We start from the raw sequence: 13,195 nt of genomic DNA, 5'->3' as shown, positions 1-13,195 counted from the left end.
AACAGCGACACCCACCCCAGCCCCAGCCCCTCGGCGCGGGCCGCCAGCCAGAGGTTCTGGATGGCGCAGGCCAGCGAGGCCAGGTCCATCTGCGGCAGGGTACGGCGGCCGAAGACGTGGGCCTCGCGGCCATCCGCCAGGGCCGCCACCAGCAGTTCGGCGCAGTCGCGGATGCCTTCGACCTTCAGCCGCATGAATTCTTCGGAGCGCTCGCCCAGGGCCTCGGCGGTCTTCACCCGCTCCCGCTCCACCAGGCCGTGGATGGCCTCGCGCAGCTCGGGGCGGGTGATGCGGATGAAGCGCCAGGGCTGCATCAGCCCGACGCTGGGTGCCTGGTGCGCCGCCTCCAGCAGGCGCGCCAGCAGCTCCGGGGCCACCTCGCCGCCGCTGAAGTGGCGCATGTCGCGGCGTTCGGCGATGGCGCGGTAGATGGCCGCGCGCTCCTCGGGGCTGTAGGCGTGCTCGGTCATGGGCGGAAGATCGCGGTGGCGGCCATCGGGTTCGACGGCAGGTAGAAGTGGATGTAGGACGCGGTCAGGCGGCCCAGGCGGAACACCGCCTCGGCCACCGGTTTGGCGTTCGGGCAGCTGCCGCGCAGGGCCGGCTCCAGGCCGGTGTCCAGCAGCGAGTGGTGGAAGGTGTGGCCGCGCAACGGGCCCTCGGGCAGCTCGACCTCCTGCAGGGCCAGGGCGGCCAGGCGCTTCTGCAGGGTGGCGCGGCCGGGCAGCAGGCCGAGCAGTTGGCCGCATAGGCCATTGGCGTCGGTCAGGCCGTCGAGCAGGTAGAGCATGCCGCCGCACTCGGCCAGCAGCGGCTTGCCGGCGGCGTGATGGGCGCGGATGGCAGCGGCCATGGCGCGGTTGTTCTCCAGTTGTGCCAGGTGCAACTCGGGGTAGCCGCCGGGCAGGTAGAGGCTATCCACCTCCGGCAGGCATTCGTCGCTGAGCGGGGAGAAGAAGCACAGCTCGGCGCCCAGTTCGCGCAGCAGGTCGAGGTTGGCCTGGTAGAGGAAGGCAAAGGCGGAATCGCGCGCCACGCCGATGCGCACGCCGGCCAGGGACGGCTGCACCTCGCGCGCGGCCGGCGCCGCGAAGCTCACCGGCGGCGGCAGGTCCACCGCGCTGCTGGCGGCCAGGGCATCGGCGGCGGCGTCCAGGCGCGCATCCAGGTCGGCCAGCTCCTCGGCCTGCACCAGGCCCAGGTGGCGGCTGGGCAGCTCCAGCTCGGCGCTGCGCGGCAGCGCGCCGTACCAGCGGATCCACTCCGGCAGGCTGTCGCGCAGCAGGTCGCTGTGGCGCTGGCTGCCGACGCGGTTGCCGAGCACCCCGGAGAACGGCAGGCCCGGCTGGTAGGTGGCCAGGCCCACGGCCAGGGCGCCGAAGGTCTGCGCCATGGCCTGGCCGTTGATCACGCCCAGCACCGGGACGTTGAAGGTGCGCGCCAGGTCGGCGGCCGAGGGCGTGCCGTCGAACAGGCCCATCACCCCCTCGATGAGGATCAGGTCGGCCTCCCCGGCCGCCTCCCACAGCAGGCGCCGGCTCTGCGCCTCGCCGACCATCCACAGGTCGAGCTGGTGCACGGGCGCGCCACTGGCACGGGCAAGGATCATGGGGTCGAGGAAGTCCGGGCCGACCTTGAACACCCGCACCCTGCGCCCCTGGCGCGCGTGCAGGCGGGCCAGGGCGGCGGTGACGGTGGTCTTGCCCTGCCCCGAGGCGGGAGCTGCGATCAGCAGCGCCGGGCACTGGCGCGCTTGCGGCATCAGAACTCCACCCCTTTCTGCGCCTTGATGCCGGCCTTGAAGGCATGCTTGACCAGGCCCATCTCGGTGACGGTGTCGGCGGCCTCGATCATCCCCGGCTGCGCGGCGCGGCCGGTGACCACCACGTGCTGGTGCGCCGGGCGCGCGGCGATGTCGGCGAGCACCGCGTCCAGTTCCAGGTAGCCGTGCTTGAGGGCGATGTTCAGCTCGTCCAGCACCACCAGGCCGATGGCCGGGTCGGCCAGCAGTTCGCGGGCGATGCCCCAGGCCTGCTGCGCCTTCTCGATGTCGCGCTGGCGGTCCTGGGTCTCCCAGGTGAAGCCCTCGCCCATCACGTGGTAGCGCACTTCCTCGGGAAAGCGCCGGAAGAAGGCTTCCTCGCCGGTGCTGGCGGCGCCCTTGATGAACTGCACCACGCCGGCCCGCATGCCGTGGCCGAGGGCGCGGGCGAGCATGCCGAAGGCCGAGCTGCTCTTGCCCTTGCCGTTGCCGGTGAGCACCAGCAGCACGCCGCGTTCGTCCCGGGCCTGGGCGATCTTCTCGTCGACCACTTCCTTCTTGCGCTGCATGCGCGCGCGGTGGCGCTCGTCCTTTTCCGGGGTCTCGCTCATCGTTCTGTCTCCTGGCCGCGGACGGCCGTGCTCGCGGCGCCGGGGCACCGTGGCTGATGGGGCATGCGGGAGTGACGAAGGAACGCAGCCGGGCGGCGCGGGGCCGGGGCTGGAGGGGAATTGCTCATCTGCCTGATCGCTCCACCGCTCTCACCCGCGCGGCTAAAAACCGGGATGACGCGGGGCGATCGGAGCGCGGCCTGGGCAGCGCCCGACGGCTTCCGGCGCGTCGTCGTCGCTACGGGCCGGTCTCCGGGCTCGCGAGTGGAGGTCCTGGGACTTCCCCGGCCGCGCCTTCCCATGCCGTTGGCACAGTGGCTGTTGCGACCGCGTGACTCGCCTACCGTTGCGGGGGCAGCGCCGGAATGACCGAAAAGGCTCGGTTCCACCGGCTTCCCTGTTTCACCTTCAGCCATGACTGAAGGCACCTGTAGCAGGCGCGCAGCTTAGAGGCTGGCGGGGTGGCCGGTCAATCGGCGGCGGCGATGGGTCGCGCCGCCGGCGCCGGCGTCGCGGCCGGGTCCTGGCGGCACCAGCGCAGCCAGATGAACTGCAGCTGGACCAGGGTGGCGCGGGCCAGTTCGCGGTCCTCGGCCGGCAGCCGGTGGTCGCCCTCCAGGGCCTGGAACAGCGCCACGCTGGCCGCATCCAGGGCCTGCTCGCGGCCGGCGCGCGGGCCACCGGCGAGCAGCAGGTCGTGCAGGCGCAGCAGGTAGGCGTCGCGGGCCCGCCGTACGGGGCCGCGGGCCGCGGCCAGGCGCGCGCGGAGGAACAGCAGCTCGTCGCCCAGGTCCAGCGCCAGCAGGCCGCCGCGCCAGCGCGCACGGCGTTCGGCCGGCAGGTTCCTGTAGAACTGCGCTAGGCGCAGCAGGCGGTCGGCGCTGCGGCCGTCGAACCACACCTCCGCCACCGGCAGCGGGCCGCGGGTGAGCCGCGCCAGGTCGGCGAGGATGGCCGCCAGCACGCGGCGGTAGTGGCGCTGCCCCGGCGCCAGGCGCACCAGGTTGAACACCAGCACGGCGAAGGCCACGCCGACCACCGTGGCCAGCGCCGAGTTGAGGAAGTGGCCGAGGTCGTAGCTCATCTCGTTGCTCGGCCCGATGTTCTTCACATAGAAAATGCAGAAGGACGAGGCGATGGCGGCGATGGCGGGCCGCGTCATGCACAGTGCGGCTATGAACAACGGCACGCCCAGCACCAGGGCCAGCGCCGGGAAGCCGTCGCACAGCGGCAGTATCACCAGGCCCGCGACGCCGGCGAAGGGTACCGACAGGACGATGCCGCGCAGGAAGTTGAGGCCGGCGCCGGCCGGGTTGTCGCGGCTGGCGAACAGGCTCAGCACCACGCCGGTGATGGACACCGCGCCCAGGCCGCTGGGCCAGGCCGTGGCCAGCCAGAACGCCGACACGCAGAGGAATGCCAGGGCACTGCGCAGGCCGTAGAGCAGCCCGCGTTCGATGTCGCGGTGCCAGACGATCACCCCCGGCGCGTTGCGCGGCGCCTCGCCGTAGACCAGCGCCTGCATGCTGCGCCGGGCCTGCCCGGCCATCGCCAGGGTGCGCCCCAGGCATTCCAGGCACAGGCGCTGCTGGGCGCTGTCGCGGGCCTGCGCGGCTTCGCCCAGGCGCTCGCGGCAGTCCTCGAAGGCGCGGTACCCGGCCTGCTCCAGCAGGTCCATGACCTCGCGCCGCCAGGGCTCCAGCGCGGTGGCGGACGCCTGGTCCAGCAGCCGCCATTCCCGCGCCACCTTGCGCGCCGCGCGCAGCAGGCCCAGCAGATCGGCGTTCAGCACCCGCAGCGCCTGGGCCCGGCGGCGGCCGCTCTCGCCCTCGAACCAGGCGTGTTCGCGCTGCGCGTCCACCGTCACGATGCGGCCCATGGCGCGGATCAGCGGGCCGCGCTCGTCGGCGCCGGTCAGTTCGGCAGCGGCCGCCTGCAGACCGGTTTCCCAGGCGCCCTTGCCCTGCTCCGCCAGTTGCTGCTGCACGCGCCGCGGCCACAGCACGATGCTCACCAGCGAGGCGCAGAGAATGCCCAGGCCGATCTCCGAGCAGCGCGCCACGGCCTGGTCGAACACCGTCATGGGCGCGGCGCTGGAAGGCAGCGCGATGATTGCCGTGGTGTAGCCGGCGAGGACGAAGCCGTAGGAGGAGAAGTTCTGCAGCAGCGAGGCGCCGGCGGTGCAGAACGCCAGCCAGGCGGCCATGGCCAGCAGGAACGGCAGCGGCGCCTGGCCGAACAGAGCAATCAGCGCCACCGAGACCATGGCCCCGATGCAAGTACCGAGCAGGCGGAACACGCTCTTGGCCAGCACCATGCCGCTCAGCGGCTGGCTGACCACGAACACCGTGACCAGCGCCCACTGCGGTTGCTGCAACTCAAAGCGGAACGCCAGGTAGAGGGCGAGAATACCGGCCAGCACCGACTTGGTGGCGAACTGCAGGTCCGTGCGGCGCGGCCGCAGCACGGCGCGGAAGAACTCGACGAATGGCGAAAGGAAGGCAGGCATGCAGACATACCGGCAAAATCGTTGATCGAACTATTAAATAGCTTGCTAACAATGTCAAGAAACATCCTGTAACCTCCTAGGGTGAAAGGCGACGGATGGTGCCGCCATACAACTCCGCTAGACTCCGTGGGATGACCGAAACCGCTCAAGCCGGCCAGCTGCGCCTGGACACCTCCGCCTCCCCGCCCCTGCTGCAAGTCAGCGGCGACTGGACGCTCGCCCATTTCGCCGACCTGCAGCGCCAGGTCGGCGCGCTGGACGGCCAGCGCGCCCATGCCGGGGGCTTCGACTTCCGCCAACTCGGCGCCCTCGATACCGCCGGCGCCAGCCTGCTCGCCGACCTGATCGGCGCCAGCGGCCTGCAACGCCTGGACGAGATCGCCGCGGACGTGCCCAGGGAGCGCCGCGACCTGCTGCGCGCGGTGGGCAGTTCCATCACCCAGTGCCGCCTGCACGAGAAGAAGCCGCCGCCGAACAACGCCCTGGCCGACCTGCTGGAACGCATCGGCTGCGCCATGGAAACCTTCTGGAAGGACTTGGTGGGCGTGCTCGGCTTCATCGGCCTGACCCTCGAAAGCCTGCTGCGCTGCGCCCTCGACCCACGGCGCTGGCGGCCCACCTCGCTGGCCGCGCACATGGAGCAGACCGGCCTGGACGCCGTGCCCATCGTGGCCCTGCTGACCTTCATGGTCGGCGCCGTGGTGGCCTTCCTCGGCGCCACCGTGCTGAACAAGTTCGGCGCGGCCATCTACACCGTCGACCTGGTGGGCTTCTCGTTCCTGCGCGAGTTCGGCGTGCTGCTCACCGCCATCCTGCTGGCCGGGCGCACCGCCAGCGCCTTCACCGCGCAGATCGGCTCGATGAAGTCGAACCAGGAGATCGACGCCATCCGCGCCCTGGGCCTGGACCCGATGGAACTGCTGGTGCTGCCGCGGGTGCTGGCACTGCTGCTGGTGCTGCCGCTGCTGACCTTCCTCGCCATGCTCTCGGGCATCGTCGGCGGCGGCGTGGTCTGCGCGCTGTCGCTGGACATCTCGCCGCGCATGTTCATGGTCATGCTGCAGAACGACATCGCCGTGCAGCACTTCCTGGTCGGCCTGGTGAAGGCGCCGGTGTTCGCCTTCGTGATCGCCGTGATCGGCTGCCTGGAAGGCTTCCGCGTCAGCGGCAGCGCGCAGTCGGTGGGCGAGCACACCACCTCGGCGGTGGTCCAGTCGATCTTCGCGGTGATCCTCATCGACGCCGTCGCCGCGCTGTTCTTCATGGAGATGGGCTGGTGAGCGACGAAGCCATCATCCAGGTCCGCGACCTGTGCAACCGCTTCGGCGACCACGCGGTGCACGAGCACCTGGACCTGGACGTGCGCCGCGGCGAGATCCTCGGCGTGGTCGGCGGCTCCGGCACCGGCAAGTCGGTGCTGCTGCGCGCCATCATCGGCCTGCGCCGGCCCCAGGAAGGGCGGATCCAGGTGTTCGGGCAGAACCTGCTGGAGCTGCCGCCGGAGCAGCGCTCGAGGATCGAGCGGCGCTTCGGCGTGCTGTTCCAGAACGGCGCGCTGTTCTCCTCGCTGACCGTCAGCGAGAACGTCTGCCTGCCGCTGATCGAGCACGCCGGGCTGGCCCGCGAGGACGCCGAGTACCTGGCCAAGGTGAAGATCTCCCTGGCCGGCCTGCCGCCGGAGGCCGGCGACAAATACCCCTCGGAGCTGTCCGGCGGCATGGTCAAGCGCGCCGCCCTGGCCCGCGCCCTGGCCCTGGACCCGGACATCCTGTTCCTCGACGAGCCCACCGCCGGCCTCGACCCCATAGGCGCGGCGGCCTTCGACCAGTTGATCCTGACCCTGCGCGAGGCCTTCGGCCTCACCGTGTTCCTGGTCACCCACGACCTGGACACCCTCTACACCATCTGCGACCGCGTCGCGGTGCTGTCGCAGAAACGCGTGCTGGTGGTCGGCAGCCTCGACGAGGTGGCCGCCAACCCCGACGCCTGGGTCCAGGACTATTTCCACGGCCCGCGCGGCCGTGCCGCGCAGCAGGCGGCGGACCGCCTGCGGGAGGAGAACTGAATGGAAACCCGCGCCCACCACGTGGTCATCGGCCTGTTCACCGTGCTGGTGGCCATCGGCGGCCTGCTCTTCGGCCTGTGGCTGGCCAAGAACAGCAGCGACCAGCAGTACAACTACTACGACGTGATCTTCACCGAGGCGGTGACCGGCCTGTCCCAGGGCGGCACCGTGCAGTACAGCGGGATCAAGGTCGGCGACGTGGTCAGCCTGCGCCTCGACCCGCAGGACCCGCGCAAGGTGCTGGCGCGCATCCGCGTGTTCGACCAGACGCCGATCCGCCAGGACACCCGCGCCAAGCTGGCCATCACCGGGGTCACCGGCACCGCCATCATCCAGCTCAGCAACGGCTCGCCGGAGAGCCCGCCGCTGGTGGGCAAGGACGGCCAGGTGCCGGTGATCAAGACCATCCCCTCGCCACTGAGCAAGCTGCTGGCCAACGGCGAGGACATCGCCACCAACGTCAGCAACCTGATCAACAACGTCAACCGCATGTTCTCCCAGGATAACGTCGACCGCATCAGCCGCACCCTCGACCACATCGACCAGGCCACCGCGGTGATCGCCGAGCAGCGCGGCGACATCCGCCGCACCGTGCAGGAACTGGCCGCGGCCAGCGAACAGGCGAAGCTGACCCTGGCCAATGCCAGCCAACTGCTGGGCAACGCCAACCAGTTGCTCGGCAGCCAGGGCAAGGACACCCTGCTCAGCGCCCAGCAGACCCTCACCGCGCTGCAGCGCAGCAGCGAGAAGATCGACCGCCTGCTGGACAGCAACTACGACTCGGTGAACGGCGGGCTGAACGGCCTGGGCGAGATAGGCCCGGCGGTGCGCGAGCTGCGCGCCACCCTGGAGAACCTGCAGCGGGTGACCCGCCGCCTGGAAGAGAACCCGACCAACTACCTGTTCGGCGGCAACCGCACCAAGGAGTTCCAACCATGAAGGCCCCCCTGCGCCTGCTCGGCTACAGCGCCCTCGCCGCCCTGCTCGGGGCCTGCTCGATCCTGCCCAGGGCCGAGACCCCGGACGTCTACCTGTTGCCGGCGCAGCAACAACCGCCGCACGCCACCCCGGCGGTGGACTGGTCGCTGCGGGTGCTGGCGCCCCGGGCCAGCCAGGTGCTGGACAGCAACCGCATCGCCGTGCAGCCCAGGGGCGACCTGCTCAGCGTCTACAAGGGCGCCCGCTGGGCCGACGGCGCCCCGCCGCTGCTGCGCGACCGCCTGCTCGACGCCTTCCGCGCCGACGGCCGCATCCAGGCCCTGAGCAGCGACGAGGTCAGCCTGCAGGCCGACCTGGAACTGGGCGGCGACCTGCGCGCCTTCCAGGGCGAATACCGCGACAAGGGCGTGGAAGCGGTGGTCATCCTCGAAGCCCGCCTGGTGCGCAGCGCCACCCAGCGCATCGTCGCGACGCGCCGCTTCGAGGTCCGCCAGCCGGCGGCCGGGGAAAAGGTGCCGGAAGTGGTCACGGCCTTCGGCCAGGCCACCGACCGCCTGGCGGCCGAAGTGGTGGGGTGGACGCTGCAGCAGGGGCAGGCGCAGAAGTTCGAGCGGTGAAAGACCGCCCCCCATGGCACGTAGGGCGCATAACGCCTACGGCGTTATCCGCCGTTTGGCCTCGGTCCCCGGCGGCGCCAAGGCCAACCTCGGTGTTGGCTGTGGCCCCGGTGTATCGGCGTATAACCGCGAACGGTTATACGCCCTACGGAGCGCCTTTCGCAGGATGGGTTGAGCGAAGCGATACCCATCGCCACGGCTAGTCGGAAACCCGCCTGCGCCAACCCGGATCGGTCAAGCGATAACACTGCAGGGGACTGCGCGGCGAATCCGGTTGGGTCATTTCCAGCAATCCGGACGCCATCGCCGGCCCCAGGTAGTTCTTCCGGAAGGTTGGCCGGTGCGACAACCCCAACCTACGCATGATTTCCGAGGACTTGAGGGCTTCTCCCTTGTTGAAAGCCTGCAACAGCTGTTGCACGCTCTCGTTTACTTGATCGGTAACATGATCGCTTACTTGTTCGGTCTGCGCGACTTCGTCCATGGCTGCCAGTAATGCCCGCAACATGTAGTCAACGAAGGGTGTCGCCTGTGCAACATGGTCGGCCTCGGCCAAGGCCGCGTAGTAGGCCTCCTGCTGAGCATGGATGACCGTCTCCACCGGCAAATAAGCCAACAGCGGATTCCAGCGACTGAGTATCAAGGTCTGCCAGAGTCGCCCCATGCGCCCGTTGCCATCGGCGAACGGGTGAATGAATTCGAACTCGTAATGAAAAACACAACTCGCCAGTAGCGGGTGCCAGTCCGTATGGCCCAGCCACTCCAGCAACTGCCCCACCAGCGTCGGGACACGGTTGGCCGGCGGCGCCATGTGTAGCAGTTGGTCACCCCGGTAGATGCCAACACCGCCCTGTCGAAAATGCCCCGCGTCGTCGATGAGCCCTTCCATCAGGCTGGCGTGGGCTGCCAATAGATCGGGTTGAGAGGTCGGGTGCCAGGAAGGCAGGTATTCATAGGCGCGAAAGGCATTGCGCACTTCCTGGATTTCACGGGGCAATCCCAGCACCCGCTTCCCCTCCAGCACGGCAGTGACCTGCTCGACGCTGAGGGTGTTGTTTTCGATGGCCAGAGAGGCCTGGATGGTACGGATACGGTTGCCGCGCCGTAGTTGAGGCGTCAATGCCGAGTCGCCACCCACCGAAAGTCGGCCGACCCGCTCGCAGATTTCACCGACCAATCGCAGCAGTGAAGCGGAAAGGGCAAGCGGTGGTTCATAGGCCTTCATGGCGATATCTGGTCCGAGTCTGCGCAGGCATCCGAAGCGATAGTGCGTACATTGGTGGCACTGCCACCCGTGGCAAACACCGAGCGCACGTTATTGATTCTCCACCCGCCGCAACAGATAGGTATCCATGATCCAGCCATTGGCCTCGCGGGCCTCCAGGCGGGTCTCGCGGATGCGCTCGGCGACTTCGTCCAGGCGCCCGGCGACCAGCAGCTCGTCCGGGGTGCCGACGTAGGCGCCCCAGAAGATCTCCAGGTCCTGGCCGCGCAGGCCGGTGTAGCTGTCCTGGGCGTCGAGCATCACCACCACGTCGTCCACGCCGGCGGGCATGCCCTCGCGTGCCAGGCGGCGGCCGGTGGTGATCTGCACCGCGCCGCCGATGTGGTTGAGCGGAATGCGGTGGCGCGCGGCCAGGGCCTGCACGCTGGTGATGCCGGGGATGACTTCGTAGTCGAAGCGCAGCCGGCCGCTGGCGAGGATGGCGTCGAGGATGCGGATGCTGCTGTCGTACAGCGCCGGGTCGCCCCAGACCAGGAAGGCGCCGCACCCGCCGTCGGCCACGTGCTCGTCGATCAGCTGCTCGAACAACGCCTGCTTGGCCGCATTGAGGTCCACCACGCTGCCGGCGTAGTCGGCCACGCCGCGCTCGCGCTCCGGCAACGCGGCTTCCACCACGCGGTAATCGGTGCGCTCGACGTATCGCTCGCAGATGTCGCGGCGCAGGTCGAGCAGCTTGGTCTTGCTGGCGCCCTTGTCGAGCAGGAAGAAGACATCGGCGCGGTTCAGCGCCTTGACCGCCTGGATGGTCAGTTGCTCGGGGTCGCCGGCGCCCACGCCGATCAGCAGCAGTCGTTTCATGGTCATTTGCAGTGGTAGGGGCTTTCGCCTTCCAGTTCCTGGTCGGCGTCGATGTCACGGATGATCACCGTGGCCTTGGGATAGCTGGAGCAGAGCGCGTTGCGCACCGTGTAGATGCCGCTGCCCTGGGCCAGGAAGGACTTCTTGTTGAGCTTCTGCCCGTTGGCGTCGACGGCGTCGATCTCGTAGTGGCCGCCGAAGGTCTTGCAGCCGCCCAGCACCAGCAGGCTGGCGCCGAGCAACAGGGGAATCGCTTTCATTGCCTCTCCTTGTCTGCGACCGGCAAAGGTGCGACGCCGGTCATTCTGAGGATGTCAGGCCTGCTTCGACAAGCCCGGCGGCCATTTGCTCCCTCAGCGCTTGCCCATGGAGCGGCGCGAGCCGCGGGGCGCCGGCGGCCGGCGCACGTCCTTGTCGTGGGCCTTGCGCGGCTGGTAGCCGGCGGCGGCGTCCTTCTGCGCGGCAAGGGCGGCACGGGTCAGTTCGGCCAGGGACAGCGGGGCCTGGGCCGGGGTGTCCGCGCTGTCGTCGCGCGGCGGCTGTTGCGAGGAAGTCATGGTGTGGACCGGATGAGGGATACGGAAACGGCGCCCATCATACCCGATAGGCGCCACGCCCGCTGCTGCTCAGGCGCCGACCGGTTGCCCCGCGGGCCCCGCCGGGCGCGCCTGGCCGAGGCTTTCGTCGAAGCGCAGCAGGCGCCCGGCGTTGCCCAGCACCAGCAGGGTGCTGAGGTTGTGCAGCACGGCGGCGATCATCGCCCCGGCGGCGCCGAGCAGGCCGAAGGCGGCGGCCGCGACTATCGCCAGGGTCCAGCCCAGGCCGATCGCCACGTTGACCTGCAGGGTGCGCCGGCACTGGCGGCTCAGCCGCACGCAGGTGCCCAGGCGGCGCAGGTCGCTGCCGATCAGCACCACGTCGGCCGAGGCCAGGGCGATGTCGGCACCGCCGGCGCCCATGGCCACGCCGACCACGCCGGCCTTGAGCGCCAGCGAGTCGTTGATGCCGTCGCCCACCACCAGCGGGCGGAAACCCTTGTCGATTTCCTCGCCGACGCGGCGCAGCTTGTCTTCCGGCAGCGCCTGGGCGCTGACCTCGGCGATGCCTACCTCGCGCGCCACGCCCTCGGCGACGCTGCGGCGGTCGCCGGTGAGCAGCAGCTGGCGGCCCAGGCCCAGTTCGCGCAGCTCGGCCATGGCCCGGGGCGCTTCCGGACGCAGGCTGTCGGCCAGCAGCAGCCAGGCGCGGAAACGCCCGCCCAGGGCCAGGCCGGCGATGGGGCCGTCGTGCTCGGGCACCGGCGCCGTGGCGATGCCCAGCTGGGCGAAGAGTTCGGGCCGGCCCAGGGCCGCCTCGCCCTGCGGGGTGTGGGCGAGCACGCCCAGGCCCTGGCGTTCGCGGATGTCTTCCAGCGGGTGGTAGGCGTCGTGGGGCACCAGCGCGGCCAGGGCGCGGCTGACCGGGTGGCTGCTGGCCGCGCCGAGGCTGGCGGCCAGCTGGCGCAGGGCCGCCGAATCTTCCCCCGGCTCGCCGCGCAGGGCCTGCAGGCGCAGGCTGCCGTGGGTCAGGGTGCCGGTCTTGTCGACCACCAGCGAGGTCAGGTCGGCCAGTTCCTCGAGGAAGGCCGAGCTGCGGATCAGGATGCCGTGGCGCGCCGCCACGGCGATGCCGGCGATGGCCGTGGCCGGCGCCGACAGCACCAGGGCGCAGGGGCAGGCGGCCACCAGCACGGCGAGCATGGCCTGGGGGTCGTTGGTGACGAACCAGGTGACCGCGGCGATCAGCAGCACCAGCACCATGTAGCGCCCGGCGTAGCGCTCCAGCAGGCGGGTGATCGGCGGCTTGGCGCGTTCGGCGCGCTGCATCAGGGCGATCACCTTGCCCAGGGTGGATTCCTCGCCGGTACGCGTCACCTCGATGCGCAGCAGGCCGTCGAGGTTGATGGCGCCGCCGTAGACCTCCATCCCCGCGCCGGCCTCCAGCGGCACCGACTCGCCGGTGATGGGCGCGGTGTCCAGGCTGGCCTGGCCGTCCAGCACCCGGCCGTCGGCCGGTACGCGGTCGCCGGCGCGCACTTCCACCTGGTCGCCGGCGCGCAGCTGGGCGTTGTCCACTTCCTCCACGGCGCCGTCGGCGCGGATCCGCCGGGCCTGGCTGCGGGTCAGGCGGCCAAGGGCCTCGATGGCCTCCTGGGAACCGATCACGCTGCGCTCTTCCAGCACGTGGCCGAAGATCATGATGATCGGCAGCAGCGCGGCGGTCAGCAGGTCGCCGGTGGCCCAGGCGCCGAGCATGGCCAAGGCGATCAACTGGTCGGTGATGCCGTGCAGGCTGGGGTGGCGCAGGCTGGCGGCGGCCGAGCGCAGCACCGGCACCGCCACCAGCAGCGAGGCGACGCCCAGCAGCAGCTGCGCCACGCCCTCCTGCTGCGGCGCCAGCCAGCGCCAGAGCAGGCCGAGCAGCAGCAGGCCGAGAGCGAGCATGGCCAGGCTCAGCTGGCGGGCGGCGGCGCGCTGCTCGTCGCGGCTGAGCATGGCCCCGGTGAGATGGCCATGGCTGTGGCCATGGTGATGGCCGTGGTGGTGGTGTGCGCTCATCGATGGCTCAGG

The 13,195-nt window shown here is 70.4% G+C and carries 13 protein-coding genes and 1 riboswitch; of the genes, 4 read left to right on the top strand and 9 right to left on the bottom strand.

From position 1 onward, the window contains the following. From bluB to DK254_RS27215, 4 genes are all read right to left on the bottom strand, one after another. Positions 1-470 (bottom strand): 5,6-dimethylbenzimidazole synthase (gene bluB, locus DK254_RS27230; protein ID WP_109937316.1); only part of this gene is annotated, 470 nt, incomplete at its 3' end. After that, positions 467-1,762, bottom strand: coding sequence for a cobyrinate a,c-diamide synthase (locus tag DK254_RS27225; RefSeq protein WP_109936327.1), 1,296 nt, complete (start codon positions 1,760-1,762; stop codon positions 467-469). The genes DK254_RS27225 and bluB, both read right to left, overlap by 4 nt. After that, positions 1,762-2,373, bottom strand: a complete 612-nt coding sequence (cobO, locus tag DK254_RS27220; protein ID WP_109936326.1) for a cob(I)yrinic acid a,c-diamide adenosyltransferase — start codon at positions 2,371-2,373, stop codon at positions 1,762-1,764. Before cobO ends, DK254_RS27225 begins: the two co-directional genes overlap by 1 nt. A 225-nt stretch (positions 2,374-2,598) precedes the next feature. Continuing rightward, positions 2,599-2,820, bottom strand: a riboswitch (cobalamin riboswitch). A gap of 22 nt (positions 2,821-2,842) precedes the next feature. Then, on the bottom strand, positions 2,843-4,882 hold the full coding sequence (locus DK254_RS27215; protein ID WP_109936325.1) for an FUSC family protein: 2,040 nt from the start codon (positions 4,880-4,882) through the stop codon (positions 2,843-2,845). A 131-nt stretch (positions 4,883-5,013) separates the two neighbouring features. Between DK254_RS27215 and DK254_RS27210 the strand changes: the two genes are divergently transcribed. From DK254_RS27210 to DK254_RS27195, 4 genes are read left to right on the top strand one after another with little or no spacing between them, the layout of a single operon-like run. Continuing rightward, positions 5,014-6,162 (top strand): ABC transporter permease, encoded by a 1,149-nt coding sequence (locus tag DK254_RS27210; protein WP_109936324.1) that lies wholly within the window; start codon positions 5,014-5,016, stop codon positions 6,160-6,162. After that, on the top strand, positions 6,159-6,947 hold the full coding sequence (locus DK254_RS27205) for an ABC transporter ATP-binding protein (RefSeq protein WP_089391857.1): 789 nt from the start codon (positions 6,159-6,161) through the stop codon (positions 6,945-6,947). The genes DK254_RS27210 and DK254_RS27205 overlap by 4 nt, the downstream gene beginning before the upstream one ends. Next, positions 6,948-7,886: an MlaD family protein gene (locus DK254_RS27200; protein ID WP_109936323.1), complete on the top strand. Its 939-nt coding sequence runs from the start codon at positions 6,948-6,950 to the stop codon at positions 7,884-7,886. Continuing rightward, the gene (locus DK254_RS27195; protein ID WP_109936322.1) at positions 7,883-8,503 is read left to right on the top strand and encodes an ABC-type transport auxiliary lipoprotein family protein; all 621 of its coding nucleotides are present in this window, start codon (positions 7,883-7,885) and stop codon (positions 8,501-8,503) included. The genes DK254_RS27200 and DK254_RS27195 overlap by 4 nt, the downstream gene beginning before the upstream one ends. A 199-nt stretch (positions 8,504-8,702) precedes the next feature. Here DK254_RS27195 and DK254_RS27190 read toward each other — a convergent pair whose 3' ends face one another. From DK254_RS27190 to DK254_RS27170, 5 genes are all read right to left on the bottom strand, one after another. Then, positions 8,703-9,728, bottom strand: coding sequence for a Fic family protein (locus tag DK254_RS27190; protein ID WP_109936321.1), 1,026 nt, complete (start codon positions 9,726-9,728; stop codon positions 8,703-8,705). 90 nt (positions 9,729-9,818) lie between these two features. Beyond that, the gene (gene cobF / locus DK254_RS27185; RefSeq protein ID WP_089391904.1) at positions 9,819-10,586 is read right to left on the bottom strand and encodes a precorrin-6A synthase (deacetylating); all 768 of its coding nucleotides are present in this window, start codon (positions 10,584-10,586) and stop codon (positions 9,819-9,821) included. Positions 10,587-10,588: 2 nt separating this feature from the next. Continuing rightward, complete coding sequence (locus DK254_RS27180) at positions 10,589-10,846, bottom strand: hypothetical protein (RefSeq protein WP_009618451.1); 258 nt, start codon at positions 10,844-10,846, stop codon at positions 10,589-10,591. Positions 10,847-10,939: 93 nt separating this feature from the next. Beyond that, on the bottom strand, positions 10,940-11,143 hold the full coding sequence (locus DK254_RS27175) for a hypothetical protein (RefSeq protein ID WP_009618454.1): 204 nt from the start codon (positions 11,141-11,143) through the stop codon (positions 10,940-10,942). 69 nt (positions 11,144-11,212) lie between these two features. Next, a complete protein-coding gene (locus DK254_RS27170; protein WP_109936320.1) occupies positions 11,213-13,183 on the bottom strand; it encodes a cation-translocating P-type ATPase in 1,971 nt (656 codons plus the stop codon). Between the last annotated feature and the right edge of the window lie 12 nt (positions 13,184-13,195).

This window comes from Pseudomonas sp. RW407, assembly GCF_003176655.1.
GTDB classification, from domain to species: Bacteria; Pseudomonadota; Gammaproteobacteria; order Pseudomonadales; family Pseudomonadaceae; genus Pseudomonas; species Pseudomonas delhiensis.
The sequence above is the reverse complement of the archived record's forward strand: the minus strand, read 5'-3'. Positions and strand labels throughout refer to the sequence as shown.

Coding starts and splice junctions, on each gene's coding strand:
- DK254_RS27225 (WP_109936327.1), bottom strand. CDS start 1,762: ATGCCGCAAGCGCGCCAGTGCCCGGCGCTGCTGATCGCAGCTCCCGCC.
- cobO (WP_109936326.1), bottom strand. CDS start 2,373: ATGAGCGAGACCCCGGAAAAGGACGAGCGCCACCGCGCGCGCATGCAG.
- DK254_RS27215 (WP_109936325.1), bottom strand. CDS start 4,882: ATGCCTGCCTTCCTTTCGCCATTCGTCGAGTTCTTCCGCGCCGTGCTG.
- DK254_RS27210 (WP_109936324.1), top strand. CDS start 5,014: ATGACCGAAACCGCTCAAGCCGGCCAGCTGCGCCTGGACACCTCCGCC.
- DK254_RS27200 (WP_109936323.1), top strand. CDS start 6,948: ATGGAAACCCGCGCCCACCACGTGGTCATCGGCCTGTTCACCGTGCTG.
- DK254_RS27195 (WP_109936322.1), top strand. CDS start 7,883: ATGAAGGCCCCCCTGCGCCTGCTCGGCTACAGCGCCCTCGCCGCCCTG.
- DK254_RS27190 (WP_109936321.1), bottom strand. CDS start 9,728: ATGAAGGCCTATGAACCACCGCTTGCCCTTTCCGCTTCACTGCTGCGA.
- cobF (WP_089391904.1), bottom strand. CDS start 10,586: ATGAAACGACTGCTGCTGATCGGCGTGGGCGCCGGCGACCCCGAGCAA.
- DK254_RS27180 (WP_009618451.1), bottom strand. CDS start 10,846: ATGAAAGCGATTCCCCTGTTGCTCGGCGCCAGCCTGCTGGTGCTGGGC.
- DK254_RS27175 (WP_009618454.1), bottom strand. CDS start 11,143: ATGACTTCCTCGCAACAGCCGCCGCGCGACGACAGCGCGGACACCCCG.
- DK254_RS27170 (WP_109936320.1), bottom strand. CDS start 13,183: ATGAGCGCACACCACCACCACGGCCATCACCATGGCCACAGCCATGGC.